Origin of the sequence: Sphingobacterium thalpophilum (assembly GCF_038396785.1) — a bacterium.
Taxonomy (GTDB): Bacteria; Bacteroidota; Bacteroidia; order Sphingobacteriales; family Sphingobacteriaceae; genus Sphingobacterium; species Sphingobacterium thalpophilum_A.
This window is the reverse complement of the sequence record NZ_CP151087.1, coordinates 927,568-945,917: the sequence shown is the minus strand read 5'-3', so window position 1 is coordinate 945,917 and position 18,350 is coordinate 927,568. Positions and strand designations below refer to the sequence as shown.

General features: G+C 41.0%; 16 protein-coding genes. 13 read left to right on the top strand and 3 right to left on the bottom strand.

All coding sequences use genetic code 11. The annotated features are described in order from the left end of the window. Nucleotides 1-67 precede the first annotated feature (67 nt). The 6 genes from AACH28_RS04380 (at nucleotide 68) to trxB (ending at nucleotide 6,593) form a co-directional block, all read left to right on the top strand. The gene (locus AACH28_RS04380; protein ID WP_341832332.1) at nucleotides 68-1,072 is read left to right on the top strand and encodes an NAD(P)H-dependent glycerol-3-phosphate dehydrogenase; all 1,005 of its coding nucleotides are present in this window, start codon (nucleotides 68-70) and stop codon (nucleotides 1,070-1,072) included. Nucleotides 1,073-1,091: 19 nt separating this feature from the next. Further along, nucleotides 1,092-1,988 carry an oxygen-dependent coproporphyrinogen oxidase gene (hemF, locus tag AACH28_RS04375; RefSeq protein WP_070560847.1) on the top strand — a complete coding sequence of 299 codons (897 nt, stop codon included), beginning with the start codon at nucleotides 1,092-1,094 and terminating at the stop codon, nucleotides 1,986-1,988. A 20-nt stretch (nucleotides 1,989-2,008) separates the two neighbouring features. After that, nucleotides 2,009-3,268, top strand: a complete 1,260-nt coding sequence (locus tag AACH28_RS04370; protein ID WP_115048529.1) for a pitrilysin family protein — start codon at nucleotides 2,009-2,011, stop codon at nucleotides 3,266-3,268. Next, complete coding sequence (locus AACH28_RS04365; RefSeq protein ID WP_115048531.1) at nucleotides 3,258-4,580, top strand: pitrilysin family protein; 1,323 nt, start codon at nucleotides 3,258-3,260, stop codon at nucleotides 4,578-4,580. The genes AACH28_RS04370 and AACH28_RS04365 overlap by 11 nt, the downstream gene beginning before the upstream one ends. Nucleotides 4,581-4,651: 71 nt before the next feature. Beyond that, the gene (locus AACH28_RS04360) at nucleotides 4,652-5,608 is read left to right on the top strand and encodes an exonuclease domain-containing protein (protein ID WP_341832331.1); all 957 of its coding nucleotides are present in this window, start codon (nucleotides 4,652-4,654) and stop codon (nucleotides 5,606-5,608) included. Nucleotides 5,609-5,636: 28 nt separating this feature from the next. Beyond that, nucleotides 5,637-6,593 carry a thioredoxin-disulfide reductase gene (gene trxB / locus AACH28_RS04355; RefSeq protein ID WP_070560840.1) on the top strand — a complete coding sequence of 319 codons (957 nt, stop codon included), beginning with the start codon at nucleotides 5,637-5,639 and terminating at the stop codon, nucleotides 6,591-6,593. 45 nt (nucleotides 6,594-6,638) lie between these two features. Here the strand turns inward: trxB and rnhA are convergent, their stop codons facing one another. Further along, entirely contained in the window at nucleotides 6,639-7,133 is a 495-nt protein-coding gene (gene rnhA / locus AACH28_RS04350; protein ID WP_115049557.1) for a ribonuclease HI, read from the bottom strand. Nucleotides 7,134-7,561: 428 nt separating this feature from the next. Between rnhA and AACH28_RS04345 the strand changes: the two genes are divergently transcribed. The 4 genes from AACH28_RS04345 to AACH28_RS04330 all read left to right on the top strand — a co-directional run bounded on the left by AACH28_RS04345 (nucleotide 7,562) and on the right by AACH28_RS04330 (nucleotide 11,932). Next, nucleotides 7,562-9,400 carry an alpha-L-fucosidase gene (locus AACH28_RS04345; RefSeq protein ID WP_070560838.1) on the top strand — a complete coding sequence of 613 codons (1,839 nt, stop codon included), beginning with the start codon at nucleotides 7,562-7,564 and terminating at the stop codon, nucleotides 9,398-9,400. A gap of 174 nt (nucleotides 9,401-9,574) precedes the next feature. After that, nucleotides 9,575-10,030, top strand: coding sequence for a hypothetical protein (locus AACH28_RS04340; protein WP_070560836.1), 456 nt, complete (start codon nucleotides 9,575-9,577; stop codon nucleotides 10,028-10,030). A gap of 82 nt (nucleotides 10,031-10,112) precedes the next feature. Then, nucleotides 10,113-10,802 carry a Sir2 family NAD-dependent protein deacetylase gene (locus tag AACH28_RS04335; RefSeq protein WP_115048537.1) on the top strand — a complete coding sequence of 230 codons (690 nt, stop codon included), beginning with the start codon at nucleotides 10,113-10,115 and terminating at the stop codon, nucleotides 10,800-10,802. A 32-nt stretch (nucleotides 10,803-10,834) separates the two neighbouring features. Next, nucleotides 10,835-11,932 (top strand): DUF2891 domain-containing protein, encoded by a 1,098-nt coding sequence (locus AACH28_RS04330; protein ID WP_070560832.1) that lies wholly within the window; start codon nucleotides 10,835-10,837, stop codon nucleotides 11,930-11,932. Here the strand turns inward: AACH28_RS04330 and AACH28_RS04325 are convergent. Continuing rightward, the gene (locus tag AACH28_RS04325; RefSeq protein WP_112374699.1) at nucleotides 11,921-12,286 is read right to left on the bottom strand and encodes a helix-turn-helix domain-containing protein; all 366 of its coding nucleotides are present in this window, start codon (nucleotides 12,284-12,286) and stop codon (nucleotides 11,921-11,923) included. The two genes, AACH28_RS04330 and AACH28_RS04325, sit on opposite strands and share 12 nt — an antisense overlap. Nucleotides 12,287-12,377: 91 nt before the next feature. On the opposite strand from AACH28_RS04325, the gene AACH28_RS04320 reads away from it, so the two are divergent. The 3 genes from AACH28_RS04320 (at nucleotide 12,378) to AACH28_RS04310 (ending at nucleotide 16,630) form a co-directional block, all read left to right on the top strand. Continuing rightward, entirely contained in the window at nucleotides 12,378-12,749 is a 372-nt protein-coding gene (locus AACH28_RS04320; protein ID WP_341832330.1) for a DoxX family protein, read from the top strand. A gap of 920 nt (nucleotides 12,750-13,669) precedes the next feature. Further along, the gene (locus AACH28_RS04315; RefSeq protein WP_046676263.1) at nucleotides 13,670-14,380 is read left to right on the top strand and encodes a membrane protein; all 711 of its coding nucleotides are present in this window, start codon (nucleotides 13,670-13,672) and stop codon (nucleotides 14,378-14,380) included. A 15-nt stretch (nucleotides 14,381-14,395) separates the two neighbouring features. Continuing rightward, a complete protein-coding gene (locus tag AACH28_RS04310) occupies nucleotides 14,396-16,630 on the top strand; it encodes a TonB-dependent receptor plug domain-containing protein (protein ID WP_341832329.1) in 2,235 nt (744 codons plus the stop codon). A gap of 240 nt (nucleotides 16,631-16,870) precedes the next feature. On the opposite strand, the gene AACH28_RS04305 is transcribed toward AACH28_RS04310, so the two are convergent. Next, complete coding sequence (locus tag AACH28_RS04305) at nucleotides 16,871-18,067, bottom strand: IS110 family transposase (RefSeq protein ID WP_341832231.1); 1,197 nt, start codon at nucleotides 18,065-18,067, stop codon at nucleotides 16,871-16,873. Nucleotides 18,068-18,350: the final 283 nt, after the last annotated feature.

Below are 18,350 nucleotides of genomic sequence, written 5' to 3'. Positions count from 1 at the left end.
CTCACCGCGTGAATCGTATATCTCGTTAGTAAATAAGTATATTTGCTGTCGAAAACAAATTAAAGACATGCAGGGGAAAAAGATTGGTATAATTGGTAGCGGAAGTTGGGCTACTGCTATGATCAAGATGCTATGTGAAAATGACCAAGACAAGCATATTTTTTGGTGGGTAAGAAAGGAAGAGGATGCAGAATATATTCAAAAATTCAAACATAACCCGACTTACCTGAGCAGTGTTTCGGTTGATCTTAGTATTACGACGATTGATACCGATGCTAAAAATGTAATTACTAATTCAGATATTGTCATTTTAAATACGCCTGCGGCCTATTTGAAGGATGCACTGGCCAATGTGACGAAGGAAGATTTTAGAAATAAAATTGTTGTTTCAGCCATCAAGGGGATTATTCCCAAAGATAATTTGATTATCGGTGAGTTTTTGGAGCAACGCTATGAGGTCGATATTGAACAGATTTGTGTGGTTGGTGGTCCCTGCCATGCGGAGGAAGTTGCCTTAGGCAAATTGTCGTATTTAACTTTCGGCTGTAAGAACCTGGATAGTGCAGCATTGGTTGCTTCCTTTCTGTCGTCAAGGGTTATCAAGACGATTCTTTCGGAAGATGTACTCGGAATAGAATTTGGTGCAGTATTGAAAAACATCTATGCGTTATCTGGAGGTATCTGTCACGGCTTAGGTTACGGTGATAATTTTCAGGCTGTGCTGGTCTCCAATGCAATTCGCGAAATGCGTCGTTTTGTAGGTAAAGTAGATGGTGATACGTCAAGGGATGTGAATACTTCGGCTTATTTAGGGGATCTTTTGGTAACAGCCTATTCCCAATTTAGCCGAAATAGAACCTTTGGTAATATGATCGGAAAGGGCTACAGTGTACAATCTGCGCAGTTGGAAATGAATATGGTGGCTGAAGGGTATTACGCATCGGCATGTATTCAAGAGTATGCGAAAAAATATGCGGTGGAATTGCCAATATGCGATGCCGTGCATCAAATTTTGTATGAACACCTCCCTGCATCTAAAATTATTCAAGCATTGAGCGAAAAATTAACATAATAAAGTAGCAATAGAGTAGATGATAACAAAAGAAGCGATTGCTTTAGCTTATAAAGAAATTCAGGACGAAATATGTCAGGCGCTGGAGAAATTAGACGGATCGGCACGCTTTGAAGAAGAATTGTGGGAGCGTGAAGGCGGCGGTGGCGGTCGCACCAGGATCATTCAAAATGGTCAAATTTTTGAAAAAGGAGGCGTTAACTTTTCGTCTGTATATGGCAAATTACCTGAAGCGATCAAAAAGTCATTTGCGGTGGAAGAAGATGATTTTTTTGCGACAGGAGTTTCCATTGTAATCCATCCAAACAATCCCTTCGTACCTATTATACACATGAATATCCGCTATTTTGAACTGAACGATCAGATTCGTTGGTTTGGCGGCGGTATTGATTTAACTCCGCATTATATCGATGAAGAGGATGCGCGTTATTTTCATCAGCAGCTGAAAGATGTCTGTGATAGACATGATTCTACCTACTATGAAAAGTTTAAAAATTGGGCGGATGATTATTTTTATATCAGACATCGCCAGGAAACACGTGGCATAGGAGGTGTATTTTACGATAAGTTGAATACTGAAAAAACGGGGGTGAGCATGGAAGATATTTTTGCTTTTTCCTGTGACCTTGGACGCACGTTTGCACCAACCTACACTGCATTGGTGGAGAAAAATCGACATAAAACCTTTACAGATCAACAGAAAAATTGGCAATTGATCCGTCGCGGACGCTATGTCGAATTTAACCTCGTATGGGATTCGGGGACTAAATTTGGACTTGAAACGAATGGTCGGATTGAGTCCATATTGATGAGTCTACCAGCCCAAGCCAATTGGGTATATGACTATCGTCCTGAAGAAGGCTCCGAAGAAGCCAAAACCTTATCTTTATTGCGAAAAGGTATTAACTGGATTTAAAAACATCGAAGAAAAAATAGATGGTTTCTTATCAAAAATTTACGTTGGAAAACGGCCTACGTGTATTGGTACACGAGGATCATAATACAGCCATGGCCTGCGTCAATATCTTGTACGATGTGGGAGCAAGGGATGAATCGCCGGAACAGACCGGATTTGCGCACTTATTTGAACACCTGATGTTTGGTGGAAGTATCAATATTCCTAATTTCGATACCGAATTACAAAAAGTGGGTGGCGAGAATAATGCATTCACCAGCAACGATATTACAAATTATTACATCACTTTACCCTCTTCAAATCTAGAAACGGCATTGTGGTTGGAGTCGGACCGGATGTTAAGTTTGGCTTTTTCCGAACAAAGCCTCGAAGTGCAGCGGAATGTCGTGAGTGAAGAATTCAAACAGCGTTATTTGAATCAGCCTTATGGTGACGCTTGGCTAAAATTACGTCCATTAGCCTATCAGGTACATCCGTATCGTTGGGCAACCATCGGAAAAGAACTGAGCCATATTGAAGAGGCTACAATGGAAGATGTTAAAGCATTTTTCAAATTACATTATAATCCGCAGAGTGCAATTATGGTTGTTTCTGGAGATGTTCATTTTGAGGAAGTAAAAGCTTTGACTGAAAAATGGTTTGGCGATATCGAGGCGGGCGAAAAATACAATCGCCAATTGCCTAAAGAACCCGCGCAAGATAAGATTAGGCGTGAAACGACTTGGGCAGAGGTGCCTTTGGATGCGCTTTATATGGCATTTCATGGCCCTGCTCGATTGGAAGAGGGGTATTTTGCAATGGATCTTCTGTCGGACATTTTATCGAGGGGCTCTTCTTCACGTTTGTATCGTCGATTGGTAAAAGAGGGGCAGTTATTTAGTGAAATAAATGCTTATGTGATGGGAAGTATCGACAATAACCTCTTTGTTATTGAAGGAAAACCATCGGAAGGCATCTCGCTAGAGGAAGCTGAACGTGCGGTGTGGGCAGAATTGGAGGTCATAAAATCCGAGTTAGTACCTGCAGCTGAATTGGAAAAAGTAAAGAATAAGATCGAATCGACCAATGTTTTTGCAGAACTATCTATTTTGGATAAAGCCATGAACTTGGCTTTCCATGAGTTGCTGGGTGATGCAAACGGCATCAACACAGAGGTCTCAAAATATTTGTCGGTGAGTGCTGAGGAAGTTCAACAGCAAGCTCAGGTTATTTTTAGACCGGAGAATGCTTCTATATTAATGTATAAATCAAAACAAGAGGAGGCTGTACATGTTGGATAGAACAAAAGCACCCGAGTTCCGTGAAATTGGAAATATAAGTTTGAAAGAACCAATCAAGAAGCAGTTTGCAAACGGATTGCCTGTCTATGTATTCCAGTCGCCCGAGCAGGAGCTGGTACGGATAGAATGGATCTTTGAGAATACCTATCTTGACGGTGCGGCTGAAAATCCGTTGTTAAATAGTACTTTAAGTGCATTGCTTAAGGAGGGGACAAAGACCATGTCGAGTGCAGAGATTGCAGATAAAGTGGATTTCTACGGAGCATTTCTTGTTCCTGAATATTCTTTTGACGTAACGTCTCTGTCGCTTTATACATTGAATAGACATAGTCAAGTACTCTTGCCGCTTGTAAAAGATATTCTGACGGAAGCATCGATTCCGCAACAGGAGTTAGATACCTATTTGCGTAATAACAAGCAAAAGTTTCAAGTTTCTATTCAGAAAAATGATTATCTGGCGAGACGCAAATTTTACAATTTGATCTTTGGTGAGAACAATCGTTATGGGCGTACACCAAAACTAACAGATTACGATGCAATTACGCGTGCGCAGCTGATCGAATTGTACCGTAGGGAAATTGTTCCTACCAATTGTACATTAATTGTTTCAGGTAATGTTTCTGAAGAGCTTTTGCAGGAGTTGGAGCAAATCTTCGGTGTCGATTGGCAAGGAGCAGCTGCTGTATCTCCTTCGGAAGTCCCAGTTTTGGTGCAAGGTTCAAATAACCTGGCTTATGAGGAAAAAGATAATGCCTTGCAGTCTGCCATTCGGTTAGGCTGTCAGACAATCGGAAGGGAACATCCCGATTATCCGGCATTACAATTTGTCAACACATTATTAGGTGGTTTTTTCGGTTCCCGCCTAATGCGCAATATCCGAGAAGAAAAAGGGTATACCTATAGCATTGGTTCGGCTGTTGCTACCTTGAAACATACTGGTTTTATGACCATTGTAACTGAAGTTGGGGTAGATGTAACACAGGCCACGTTGACTGAAATAGAAAAGGAGATCAATTTGTTGAAAACAACTTTGGCCTCCGAGGATGAGGTCAATCTTGTGAAGACCTATATGGAAGGTTCTATGTTGGGTTCGTTGGAAAGTATCTTTTCGCATGCCGACAAGTTCAAAAGTGTTTTGTTAAATGGGATGACATTGAACTATTATTCTTATTATATGGAACAGATCAGAAATATGTCGCCCGAGAAGGTGCAGCATCTTGCCAATAAATACTTGGACTACGATGCCATGGTGAAGGTTGTTGTTGGGAAAATCAGTCAAGTAGAACCAGTTCATCAAGCGGTTGTAAATTAAATTTCTTAGACTACAAAAATCGAATACTACTTTGTATTTTTGGTTTTTGATAAAAAAGTGTATTATCCAGCATGGAATTAAAATTAAAAAGACCATTGGTATTTTTCGATTTGGAAACTACAGGTGTTAATGTAGCGACCGATCGTATTGTGGAAGTATCATTTCTGAAAGTGATGCCCAGTGGTGAAGAAACAGTCTATACAAAGAAGATCAATCCAGAAGTGCCTATCCCTGCGGAATCCTCTTTTTTTCACGGCATTTATGATGAAGATGTGAAGGATGCTCCTAATTTTAAAGCAATCGCAGTGGAACTTGCGGCTTTTATTGCCGATGGAGATCTCGCGGGCTATAATTCCAATAAATTCGATGTCCCAATGCTTATGGAAGAGTTTTTACGGGCAGGTGTTGATTTTTCATTGGAGGGTAGAGCATTTGTGGATGTTCAAAATATCTTCCATCAGATGGAACAACGTACGCTGAAAGCTGCATACAAGTTTTATTGCAACGAAGATCTTGAAAATGCGCATACAGCGGAAGCGGATGTTCGTGCCACATATGAGGTCTTGAAAGCGCAGCTGACAAAATATGAAGGCGCTGCATTCGAAGATAAACATGGGACAGTATCTTATCCTGTCGTAAACGATGTTGAGGCGCTACATACGTTTACCAACCTAAGTAAACCTGTAGATTTTGCCGGACGGCTCGTCTATAATGCGGAGGGATTGGAAACGATCAATTTTGGTAAACATAAAGGAAGACCTGTTATAGAAGTATTTGAGCAAGAGCCCAGTTACTACGCTTGGATGCAGAATGGTGATTTTCCATTGTATACCAAGAAGGTCTTGGAGAATATCTGGAATCGGTATAAAAAGGAAAAGAGTGAGCAAAAGGCAAAAGCAGCTGCAGCCACCCATTCTGTACAAGATAAAAAACTTGCGAAAAAGGAATTCAATCAACAAAAAGAAGAAGCGCCGCAGAACATTTCTTTGGATATGTTGAAAGGATTGCAAGATAAATTTAAAAAATAACGTTAATTAATAGCTTAGAAAAAGGATTATGGAATTCAAACAAGAAGTGGAACATGTACAGTGTTTGATTATTGGTTCGGGACCAGCAGGTTATACTGCCGCGATTTATGCAGCCCGTGCGGATATGAAACCAGTCGTTTATACCGGTATTGTGCCAGGGGGACAGTTGACTCAAACAACTGAGGTGGACAATTTCCCTGGTTATCCAAAAGGTATCACTGGACCAGTGATGATGGAAGATTTGCGTGAGCAAGCTGAACGTTTCGGAACTTCAGTGCGTTTTGGATATGTGACTAAAGTGGATTTTACAGGTGAGGTACACCGTGTTGAGATCGATGGAACGGTACAAGTTACCGCAGATACTGTGATTATTGCGACAGGAGCCACAGCAAAATGGTTAGGCTTGGAATCTGAACAAAAATACAATGGTTTTGGTGTTTCAGCATGTGCTGTATGTGATGGGTTCTTCTTTAAAAACCAAGAGGTTGCTATTGTAGGTGCTGGGGATACAGCGGCAGAAGAAGCAACGTATCTTGCAAAATTATGCTCAAAAGTACATATGTTGGTTCGCCGTGACGAGTTTCGTGCTTCTAAAGCAATGGTACATCGCGTTATGAATACACCAAATATCGAAGTTCACTACAATTCTGAGGCAAAAGAAGTCCTAGGAGATGGTCAGGTGGTGACCGGAATACGTGTTGTAAACAATAAAGACCAGTCTGAAAATGATATCGAAGTAACAGGTTTCTTCGTTGCTATTGGGCATAAGCCTAATACCGAGCTTTTCACAGGTGTATTGGATATGGATGAAACAGGTTATTTAATTACAAAACCAGATAGTACTGCAACAAATATCCCGGGTGTTTTTGCTTGTGGTGATGTTCAGGATAACATCTTCCGTCAGGCAATCACTGCTGCAGGTACAGGTTGTATGGCAGCTTTGGAAGCTGAAAGATACTTAGCAGCTAAGGAAAGCGGCGAATAATCGCATGGAAATAATAAAAACGGGGCATTGTACAATGCCCCGTTTTTATTTACCTTCTTCCATTTCAAAAACACTATCGATTTTCCAATTTGCCTTATCTTTGGATGCTGCGACAGCTAAACGATCACAGCGCTCATTTAACGGATGCCCAGCATGGCCTTTTACCCATACAAGGCGTACGGTATGGAGCTTATAGGCGCTCATTAAGCGCAACCAAAGATCTTTGTTCTTTTTTCCCGCAAAACCTTTTTGTATCCAACCATATACCCATTTCTTATCAATGGCGTCAATGACGTATTTGGAGTCAGAATACACGGTAACATGTTGTTGTAGATTTTTCAGTGCCTCGAGGCCGACGATCACAGCCATCAATTCCATCCTGTTGTTAGTCGTTTTGCGGTAACCGCCCGAAAACTCTTTTTCGATCAGTTTACCTTTAAAGGCTTCATTATCGCCTGTATAAATAGTTCTTAAGATGGTTCCGTAACCTCCAGGGCCCGGATTTCCACTTGAAGCCCCATCTGTATATAATTCGATCATACCGGCCAAATATACATGAAGTTTTTGTAAGCACATACAAACAGGTAAAAATGATCAAGACTAGTCCATATTTTGATGCTCGAAGTAGAAGAATTTTAACACTGCGACATGTTCAATCAATTCAACGATAGGGCATAGTGCGACAAGCATCAAAATTCATAGGTATTTAAGACTGACTTTATAGGTGTTTAAAAGGGACTTTACACGGCTTTATCCGAATGAGGTCCGAATGAGGTCCCTATAAAGTCCCTATGAGGTCCGTTTAAATAATAGGAATATTCCCTGCGTGTTTTTAGTTTGAGCGAGAGAAAATACAATGTTAGATTTCAATTGCTCTCCAACGTAATTTATCCCTTACATAGTTGGATTGTGCTGATTTATGTGTATTTTGCCGGCTTAAACTCGTTATGTAATCGATAAAATAGCTTATGAAGTTTCGAAAGATTTCTCTTTTTGTTCTTTTGGCGTCCGCGTGCTTAAACGTTTCAGCGCAGAACAATGTATCACCGCAAAAAATGGATTGGTTTGAGGATGCCAAACTGGGTATTTTTATTCACTGGGGGATTTATTCTGTCGATGGAATATCAGAATCTTGGTCATTCTTCAATAATTACATCAACCATGACAATTATATCAAGCAACTGAATGGTTTTACAGCAAAGGATTATAGACCGAAGGAATGGGCCAAATTGATCAAAGAAGCCGGTGCGAAATACACGGTGATTACGACCAAACACCATGACGGGATCTCGATGTGGAATACGAAGGCTGATAAAGCGATCACGACATTACAAGACGCAGCTGCCAAACAGGATGTAATCACACCATTTGTGAAAGCCATACAAGAAGAAGGCTTGCATACTGGACTGTATTATTCTTTGCCCGATTGGAGCCATCCCTATTACGATGTTTTTACGCGCAATCGAAAACGTTATGAATTGAAAAGTGAGCCTTCTCGTTGGGATAATTATGTAAAATATTACCAGAAGCAATTGACTGAGCTATCCGAACAGTATAAGCCCGAATTACTTTGGTTTGACGGGGATTGGGAGCATAGTGCCGAGGAGTGGAAAGCTAAAGAGACCTTGAATCTTTTGCGGAAGTATAATCCGAATATTATTATAAACTCGCGATTGAATCATCATGGAGATTACGATACACCTGAGCAAGGGATTCCAGTAACCCGTCCTGATGCTAAATTTTGGGAACTCTGTTATACCATGAATGATTCTTGGGGCTATCAACCCTTTGATAAAAAGTACAAATCACCGAATATGATCATTCGAACGTTGGTAGATTGTATTTCCATGGGTGGAAACCTATTGTTGGATATCGGTCCAAAGGCAGATGGAACGATCCCTGAGGAACAATTAAATATTTTGAAACAGCTGGGGCGATGGACACATAAGCATGCAGCTGCGATCTACGGTACAAGAGCCGGTATTCCATTTGTGAACTACGGCGGGAAATCTGCTTTATCAAAGGACGGAAAGACACTTTACCTGTATGTATACGAACAGAAACCCGAATTGCAGCTCAGAGGTTTGGTCAATCATACAGCCATTAAAGAAGTCTCAGTTGTTGGTGATGCATCCGCGAAAGTGAACGTTAAGTCTGAAAACGGAACCGTTCAAGTCGATTTGACGAAAGTAAACTTTGATCAGGATGTGACTGTGATTGCACTAACCTTTGCGGAGGTGCTTCGTTGGACTGCACCGCAAGATACTGAAGTTACGTTGAAATCTGTACTGGATAATAAGTTGACAGGTCGTGCTTTAGGTCAGATCGCTTCAACACTGCATGCCGGAAAAAATATCTTTGATAATTCCGGATTGACCGTGGATGGCTTAGAGACCAAATTGCCGAGTAGTAATGCGACTAATCCAACGGTATTAAAGTGGATTAAGGATCATGCCGAAGCACTTTATGAGACTGGAAAAGGCTTACCTGAAGGACATTATGAAGGACTAAGCGCGCTCTCTAAAGATCGCCAGACATTGTATCTGTTTGTCGAGGGAAAACCTACGGGTCCTATTGCACTAAAAGGTGTTAAAAATGGAGTCGCCAGGATCCGCGTGGTCGGTGAGGGCTCCATGATAAATCATGAGATTTTCAATAAGCTTTATTGGAGTAGCATCCCGGGTATTATCTACATTCAGGCACCAGCAGAGCGCTTGGATAAAAATATGACAGTTATTGCTGTTTTGTTGGATGCGCCAATACAACTATATCGCGAGAAAGTGGGCGCTATCGAAAATAACCTTTAAGAGGTCGAATAGCAATTAGCGTTGAAAAAAAGCCTGGGATAACAAAATATCCTGGGCTTTTTTGCGAGATATAAACTATGCTGATTTATTAATTCTGATCCATTTTCTTTCGGTATTCGGTGCATTTTCTCCTGAATTGTGGCGCAAAAGCATTTTTTATTATAACTTAGGCCTATGAATCCAATCAAAGCTGTTTTGATCCCAATTTTTGTTCTTCTTTGTGTTTGTTGTTCTTCCGGTGACGGAAGTAAATCCGAGCGATTGCGGGCAGATTCGTTAGTGAATGAAGTGGTCAATGGAAGGTTAGCTCTAGCAACATTAGCAGAGTCAAATGAATTTATGTATTTCAATGATAAATACTTTCATGAACCGGCGGATTTAAAGGTCATTCCGAAATTTGATAAGGTACAGATTCAAGTTGTTACTTATCGGATTTATCAGCATGTCAAATTAAAAAATAATCGCTATGTGTTCAACGTGCAGAAAGCCAGTGAACTGCATATACCAAATAGCGCTTTTGTGTATTACCAACGTTCTTTTGATGATATGAACCGTAAGGCAGCCTTGAGTAAAGATTCGATCCGACTCGAGCTGCCGGATAATTATGCATCTTTGTTGATAAATGAATGATCTAGATCAGGCCTACAGACATGATGAAGGTCATATCAAAAGTCAATCTTAACTATACAATGGTGCAACAAATAGATTTAAGATGGAAAAGAAAAATATCGTTGTATTGACGGGGGCCGGTATTTCGGCTGAAAGCGGTATACCTACCTTTAGGGATGCCAATGGATTGTGGGAAGGACATGACGTCATGGAAGTTGCTTCCATTGAAGGTTGGCATAAAAATCCAGCCTTGGTGCAGGAGTTTTATAATCTGAGACGGAAAGCCGCTTTGGTCGCACAGGCAAATGCGGCTCATCATGCGCTGGTAAAATTGGAATCAGCATACCGGGTGAGTATTGTGACGCAGAATGTAGATCTACTACATGAACAGGCAGGTTCATCCCATATCGTTCATTTGCACGGACGCCTGGATCAGTCGAAGTCATCTGTCGATGACCGTTTGGTGTATCCCATTGTTGGTGATGAGATCAAAATGGGTGATCTTTGTGAGAAGGGTAGTCAGCTGAGGCCAAATATAGTCTGGTTTGGAGAGGCTGTGCCGGCCATTGAGGAAGCGATAAGCCTGGTTTCGAAGGCCGATATTTTGATTATTGTGGGGACCTCCCTACAGGTTTATCCCGCTGCGGGACTTAAAGAATTTGCGCCTAGTCACTGTAAATCGTTTTTAATTGACAAAAAGATTCCTCATGACAACGCTTTACGTAATATACAGTGTATTGGAGAATCGGCGACCATAGCTGTTCCTGAACTGGTAGAACAATTACTTAATTAAATGTTATATAGTCGTTTATAAAATAAGGGTTTATGAAGAAAATAATAGGGCTTCTTTGCATGTCCGTTGCTTTTGTTGCATGTCAAAATAATTCAGCGATCAAAGTAAATACGAGTTCAAATGATCAGCCTTTAACCTTGGATAGCGTTCAGGCCAAGCATCTGCTCAGTTTGCCACTGCATTGCATCGAAGTGGAATATCCCAATAAGCTGGGACAGGTACTCGGTAGTGATGGTGATCTAAAAGCACCGCGTACATTGCATCCAATTTTTTACGGTTGTTTTGACTGGCATTCTTCTGTACACGGGTATTGGTCAATTGTGCATATTTTGAAGGAATTTCCAAATTTGGATAGCTCAGGTGAAATTCGACGCCAATTGAACCGAAATATTACAGCAGAAAATGTGGCTGTTGAATTAGATTTCTTTCAAGATAAGAACAATAAGAACTTTGAGCGTACGTATGGCTGGGCTTGGTTGTTGCAGCTGCAGAAGGAATTATTAACTTGGGAAGATGCCGATGCAAAACGCTGGGCATCGAATCTTGAACCGTTGGTGAAACATGTGGTAAAATCGTATCAGGAATATTTGCCCAAATTGGTCTATCCGATCAGGACAGGCTATCATGATAATTCGGCCTTTGGCCTTTCGCTGTCCCTGGACTATGCAAGAAGCACGGGAAATGTGACGTTTGAAAAATCATTAATGACGAATGCTTCTCGTTTATACAGTCAGGATAAGAGCTGCAACATTTCTTTTGAGCCAAGTGGAAGCGATTTTCTTTCTCCTTGTCTTGAAGAAGCCCTTTGTATGAGTATGGTGCTGCAACAGGAGGATTACCGTAAATGGTTAAAGGATTTTATGCCAGATCTGTTTAATCCCGATTTCAATTTAGAACCAGGAATCGTGAAAGATCGAACCGACGGACATTTGGTCCATCTGGATGGACTTAATTTTAGTCGCGCCAACTGTTTAAACGGTATCGCCAAAGCGCTGCCTGAATTAAGTTATTTGCATAGGTTGGCGAATAAACATTTAAAGTATTCTTTGCCCAATATTACAACCAAGGATGATTACATGGGGTCACATTGGTTAGGTACTTTTGCACTCTATGCACTATCAAAGCATTGATTCGGGGAGATTATCTTCTCCCCATTTATCCATTAGGTTTAATATTTCCTCGAGCGAACGGCCGAGCTCGGTTAATTCATATTCTACCTTTGGGGGAACTTGCTGGTATACAATTCTATTAATCAGCTTGTCATGCTCCAGTTCCTTTAATTTGGCGATCAGCATACGTTCAGATATTCCCACGAGTCTTTTCCGCAACTCACTATAGCGGAGTTTACCTTCATTTAGCAAATAGGAAAGGATATTGATTTTCCATCTGCCACCTATGGTGGCCAAGGTAAATGCAATACCACAACGGTCTTTCCAGTATAGCTCATTAATGTGATTGGTTGAATTCTCTTTTCGCGGGTTCATACAAACTTTTTTGTTGGTATCATACAATCTTGTATGTACTGTTATTCCTGCAAATTAATAAAGAAATTTGTAGGAAAACAAAAAGTATAACATGGAAACGATTAAATCAGTCGCTCATTGGTTGAGCAATGCGTACTACCTTTATGTATTTGGATATGCATCATTATTCAAAGTTTTTCAAAAGAGCGCCATGATGCAAAGCATGCAGTCCCTGGGTTTTAATAAGACTTGGACGATCATTATCGGAATAGGGGAACTAATGGGGGTAGTATTGCTCTTAATAGGTTTGTATAACCCGCAATTTAAGAATGCTGCAGTGCTGCTGTTGTTTCCATTTGCGGTTGCTGCGTTTACGGCACATATGGCGCATCAAGAGTATCATCATTTCTACAACTCCTTGCTGATGTGTGTACTTAGTATTGTGCTGTTGGCCACAGACAAAACCTTTAAAATTATACTTTAAATCCTGCGTCAGCTTTAGCATGATCATTAGAAAATTAGGATTATTTTATAGCTTAATTTTCTAATGATCCTATGTTTATCCGGAAGCAAGTGGTGCTGGAGATGCAAGAGGGAAAATAATGTGATAGACTACAATTATAAGCGGTATGGCAAGCCGGTCGATAGCCGAAAATATAGGAGCGACTTGATCGGTTGTAAATCGTGATTTGTGCTAATTTAACTCTGTTGATTTATGCTGGGATATTTTGTTTTTCTACCGTTTTATTGCGTTGTTATTGGTATAAGTAAAGTTTTCGCGCTGTTTTTTTTAGATATACATTTTTTAGCAAGTTAGAAAAAGACTATAAAATTCAAGATTTGTGCTACTCTACACGATCAAACTTATAATACATTTGATCTATCAATCCCATAGGGATGTTACATGCTATGTATAGGTATTTAAGACAACTTTTAATGGTTTTGTCCATTGTTTTTTTCTGTCTGTTTTTTACAGGTAAAATAAACAAGGATGTCTTTTCACATACTGCCTATAAAAACACCTCAAAAACGGCAATAACTTCTTCACAATCCCATTTCGATTTTTATGTCGGATCGATCGAAGAATGCTCGTTCGAATGGCATTATGATCAACATTTAGCATATGCCGTTCGGCTCTGTACCTTGGGACTGATTCTACCAATTTTCTTGCTATTTGCGGATAAGAAGTCATGGCATAGTTTTTATGAACTCCAAAATAAATATCTATCGAACAGGCTGCCAGACAGGTGTATCCTATACCATTCCTTTAAAATTTTCGGTTAAATCCCTTTTCCTTTTCGTGAATATCATCGGTTGGGTCGACAGACGGCTATAAAACCGATTTAATAAATCATTGCTTGAAGAAAGCGGCTTAATCAGCTGCTTTGCTATTAAATCATTTATATGAACACAACACTTTACGCATTAGCTATTACAGCTATTACGATCAGTTTTTTTCATACTGCATCGGGCCCAGATCATTATCTGCCATTTATTGTATTGTCCAAATCGAAAAAATGGTCGTTGGGGAAAACCATATTATGGACCATTATATGTGGGCTTGGGCATGTTTTCAGTTCGGTCATACTGGGGATTATTGGCGTTTATCTTGGATGGCAGCTCAATAAGATCAGCTGGTTGCAGGACGTGCGCGGCAATGTTTCGAGTTGGGCACTATTTATTTTTGGACTTGGATATTTGATTTACGGGATCTGGAAAATGTCAAAGAAGCATTCTCATAAGCATTTTGATGTGATGGGTGATGAGGTGTATGTGCATGAACACACGCATGGGAAAAGCACATCAGGGCATCATCACCATCATCAAAAAACGAAGGTAACGCCTTTGGTATTATTTGCAATTTTCGTCATGGGACCATCGGAACCATTGATTCCACTTTTATTTTTTTCAGGTGCTCACCGCTCAATGCCAGAGGTGATTACACTGATTAGCACCTTTACCATCACAACAGTGGCAACCATGGTTGGGATGGTCTTGTTGGGAATTTATGGTTATAATTTGCTCAACACCGAAAAACTTGATCGATATGTACACGCTATTAGTGGTGCTGTCCTCTCAATTTGCGGTGCGGGGATGTTATTTCTGGGATGGTAATTTTTTAAATAGGATATGAACAAACATCAAATCACCTTTTTTATAAGCCTAATGGCTACTACACACAGTTATGCCCAGCAACATGTAATTCAGGGAACTGTGAAAGATAAGGATAGTAAACAGAGATTAGAAGAAGTCAATATACGTTACCAACGTGGAATAAAACATAGTCATACAGCATCGAATGGTACTTTTTCCGTACAGCCGGGAATATTTCCGGATACTTTATTGTTGAGCCGGATTGGCTATCTCGATCAGGTATACATCCTAAAAGAAGCGAAGTTTCCGATTGAAATCGAGATGCAAAAAAATGAAGTGCAGTTGAGTCAAATTCAGGTGGATGCATTCAATAGCAGTAAAACATTGAGCAAAGTTGATTTAAGTAAGATTCCGGTTAATTCGGCGCAAGATCTGTTACGAAAAGTTCCTGGGCTCTTTATAGCACAGCATGGCGGTGGTGGAAAGGCTGAGCAAATATTTTTGCGTGGATTTGATAATGATCACGGTACAGATATTGCCATTACTGCAGATGGCATTCCCGTTAATATGGTCTCTCATGCGCACGGTCAAGGATACGCAGATCTCCATTTTATTATTCCAGAAACGGTAAAAGACATTGATTTTGGCAAGGGTGCTTATTATGCAGACAAAGGCGATTTGAACACATCGGGTTATGTTAATTTTACGACCTTGGATCATTTGGATCATAATCTTTTTAAGGTTGAAGGCGGTTCTTTTGATTCCTGGCGTACCGAGGCCATGCTTAATCTGCTGAATAACCATGAGCAGAATAAATATGCCTATGCCGCAGGAGAGTTCAATTATTCGAATGGTCCTTTTGACATCAAGCAAAATTTTAGTCGTGTCAATCTATTTGCGAAATATAATCAGTGGATCGATGAGAAACATTATATCAATCTCCAGGGGTCCATATTCAGTTCGGGTTGGAATGCATCGGGTCAGATTCCGGAGCGGGCTGTTCGTCAGGGACTGATTAGCCGTTGGGGTTCGATTGATTCTACAGAAGGCGGGAATACATCCCGCATGAATTTGGCGATGCAGTACCGTGCGCTGATCAGTGATCAAGAAAGCTGGGAAAGCAATGTTTACTTCTCGCGCTATAAATTTCAGTTGTTTTCGGATTTTACTTTCTTTCTGAAAGACCCCATTCATGGCGATGAAATAGAGCAGGTTGATAATCGATACTTGTACGGTATCGAAAACAAATACAATCGCCAATTTCATTTTGATCATAGTCAGCTTTCTTGGACATCGGGGTTTGGGCTCCGAGTGGATGATATCAAAGATCTTCAACTGAACCATGTCTATCAGCGCGACGAATTATTGGATCGGCTTTCGCATATTTCGGGTGTAGAAATGAATCTTCATGCCTATAGCAATCTGGATTGGCGTATTGGAAAATGGACGATTAATCCTGCATTACGTGTCGATCACTTGATTTTCAACTTGCATGATAAGCTGAAAAGTGATCCTGCAGGGCAAGAGGCTTCTGCAACAAGAATCAGCCCAAAGCTGAACTTTGGATATACGTTCAATCATAGCGCCCAAATCTATTTGAAAACGGGTATGGGATTTCATTCCAACGATATCAGGGTGGTGATGGAACAACAGGGAAAAGATATTATGCCCATTTCCTTTGGTGCAGATCTTGGCTTGATCTGGAAGCCAACTGATAACCTTTTTATTCAGCCTGCTTTATGGGGGTTATACCTGCAGCAAGAATTTGTGTACGTCGGGGATGAAGCTGTTGTAGAGCCTTCAGGCAAAACGAAACGTCTGGGGGCTGATTTGAGTCTACGCTATCAAGCTACTCCATGGTTATATTTTGATGGCGACATCAATTATGCGTACGCGCGGGCAATTGACCAACCTAAAGGCGAAAACTATATCCCGCTGGTACCTTCTTTAACAAGTACAGGGGGAGTATCTGTGAAGCTACCGCTCGGCATTTCGGCCAATTTGCGCTATCGTTATATGAATACAAAACCAGCGAAAGAAGATAATTCGGTACGTGCTAAAGGTTATTTGGTCAACGATCTCCTGCTTAACTATGGCGTGGGAAAATGGAATTTTTTGTTGCAGGCCCAAAACGTATTTGACACCAAATGGAATGAAGCACAGTTTGAGACCGAGACTCGATTAAGAAATGAACAACAGCCCGTTTCTGAATTGCATTTCACCCCTGGAACACCTTTTATGGTAAAAGCTGGCCTGTCCTATAAATTCTAAAGACTGGGTAAAGTGGTCGCCTTAAAATTTTCCTTTGTATCTTTCCTCTATAAATTAACTATAATACAGTCCCCTTGCGCATTGGGTTTTGCGATTTTCCTCTTCGAGTTTGGTCAGCCGTAAGGCTGGCATTAACTCATGCTTGTGTACTTATAGCCTTTTCAGGCATTTGCATTGGCCAATTTAAAAACGGGGTCTTTTAGCCACCATAAAGATACCCGGCCTTTACGCAAAAAATTGTTATGGTTTAAGTTTCGCTATGCGTTCCATTTCTTTTTGGTGATACCGTATCCTGGCATCTAGTTTGGCTGGTTCGTAGATCACCTGTAGTGCCGGATTATAAGGGGTTAAGTCTTTTAGGATATTCCATACAACAACGGATATTTTTCGTGCGATAGCGATCAGGGCCTTTTTCGAGGATTTTCTTATACTTAGACGGTTGAATTTGTCTTTAAAATAGGAGCCTTTACAGCGGCTTGCCGCCCAGGCAACCTGTACCAGTATTGGCTTGAGATATCTGTTTCCTTTAGTGATCGCTGTACTTTTATATTTCCCTGCGCTTTCATCATTCTTTGGTCGTAATCCGACCCATCCGCTCAGTTTACCGCTGTTTTCAAAAACTTTCATGTCTGCGCCGGTCTCGGCGATGATCACAGCGGAACTGATACGGCTAACGCCGGGAATCGTCTTTAGCAAGGCACTCTGCCGTGGAAAATCACGCAGGCAGATAGCTTCAATCTTTTCTATATACTCAGCAGACTGCTTGATCAACAGGTCGTATTCAGCTTTTGCCATCTGCAGGTTGAAGCGGTGGTGCTCCTTCATGCAGCCGGTTAGTGCTGCTGCCAGCTTTCCGTTTTCTTTGTTCTTCTTACTGGCATAGACCAGTTTGCTTAAACGTACGGCATCACGCTCCCCGGCTATCAGGGCATCAATGACACTCAGCATACTTTTCCCTCCGATATCACTCACAAGACTACCCAAACGGATTCCGGCCTGTACGAGGATATTGTCCATTTTGGTAAGCATACGGACTATCCGCTGCTGCAACTTGCTATAGGAACGGGTGTAGCTCCTGAGTTCCTGTATTCGCTCACCGGGCACAAAACTCCCGCGAAGCATATCTTTGTGAAGTAGCTGGGCAATCCACTGTGCATCCTTTACATCGCTTTTGCGGCCGGGCAGCTGTTTGATTAAAAAGGGATTCACCAGCATCAGATCAAAGCCCATTTCAGAGAGAATATTCCAGACCGGGATCCAGTAAATACTGGTACTCTCCATCGCTACTCGGAGAACACCCGCAGCCTTCAAGTAGGCTCCCAACTGTCGAATGCCCGTACTGAAGGTTTCGAAAACCTCCACATCCGAATAATGCTTCCCATTAAATACCGCACAAAAAATACTATCTTTATGCACGTCAAGTCCTGCTGTTTTCATATAACTTTTTTTTTCAACATAAAGATAAGCAGCGGGACTTGATTTGATTGCGATAGCTCTCGCCAATTTTTATCCGCTTGTGTGTAATCGGAAAATTAAATGTAAATTTCCTCTATAAATTAACTATAATACAGTCCCCTTGCGCATTGGGTTTTGCGATTTTCCTCTTCGAGTTTGGTCAGCCGTAAGGCTGGCATTAACTCATGCTTGTGTACTTATAGCCTTTTCAGGCATTTGCATTGGCCAATTTAAAAACGGGGTCTTTTAGCCACCATAAAGATAC

Excerpts from the sequence above, each read along its gene's own strand:
- AACH28_RS04380 (WP_341832332.1), top strand. The coding sequence starts at position 68 with ATGCAGGGGAAAAAGATTGGTATAATTGGTAGCGGAAGTTGGGCTACT.
- hemF (WP_070560847.1), top strand. The coding sequence starts at position 1,092 with ATGATAACAAAAGAAGCGATTGCTTTAGCTTATAAAGAAATTCAGGAC.
- AACH28_RS04370 (WP_115048529.1), top strand. The coding sequence starts at position 2,009 with ATGGTTTCTTATCAAAAATTTACGTTGGAAAACGGCCTACGTGTATTG.
- AACH28_RS04365 (WP_115048531.1), top strand. The coding sequence starts at position 3,258 with ATGTTGGATAGAACAAAAGCACCCGAGTTCCGTGAAATTGGAAATATA.
- AACH28_RS04360 (WP_341832331.1), top strand. The coding sequence starts at position 4,652 with ATGGAATTAAAATTAAAAAGACCATTGGTATTTTTCGATTTGGAAACT.
- trxB (WP_070560840.1), top strand. The coding sequence starts at position 5,637 with ATGGAATTCAAACAAGAAGTGGAACATGTACAGTGTTTGATTATTGGT.
- rnhA (WP_115049557.1), bottom strand. The coding sequence starts at position 7,133 with ATGATCGAATTATATACAGATGGGGCTTCAAGTGGAAATCCGGGCCCT.
- AACH28_RS04345 (WP_070560838.1), top strand. The coding sequence starts at position 7,562 with ATGAAGTTTCGAAAGATTTCTCTTTTTGTTCTTTTGGCGTCCGCGTGC.
- AACH28_RS04340 (WP_070560836.1), top strand. The coding sequence starts at position 9,575 with ATGAATCCAATCAAAGCTGTTTTGATCCCAATTTTTGTTCTTCTTTGT.
- AACH28_RS04335 (WP_115048537.1), top strand. The coding sequence starts at position 10,113 with ATGGAAAAGAAAAATATCGTTGTATTGACGGGGGCCGGTATTTCGGCT.
- AACH28_RS04330 (WP_070560832.1), top strand. The coding sequence starts at position 10,835 with ATGAAGAAAATAATAGGGCTTCTTTGCATGTCCGTTGCTTTTGTTGCA.
- AACH28_RS04325 (WP_112374699.1), bottom strand. The coding sequence starts at position 12,286 with ATGAACCCGCGAAAAGAGAATTCAACCAATCACATTAATGAGCTATAC.
- AACH28_RS04320 (WP_341832330.1), top strand. The coding sequence starts at position 12,378 with ATGGAAACGATTAAATCAGTCGCTCATTGGTTGAGCAATGCGTACTAC.
- AACH28_RS04315 (WP_046676263.1), top strand. The coding sequence starts at position 13,670 with ATGAACACAACACTTTACGCATTAGCTATTACAGCTATTACGATCAGT.
- AACH28_RS04310 (WP_341832329.1), top strand. The coding sequence starts at position 14,396 with ATGAACAAACATCAAATCACCTTTTTTATAAGCCTAATGGCTACTACA.
- AACH28_RS04305 (WP_341832231.1), bottom strand. The coding sequence starts at position 18,067 with ATGAAAACAGCAGGACTTGACGTGCATAAAGATAGTATTTTTTGTGCG.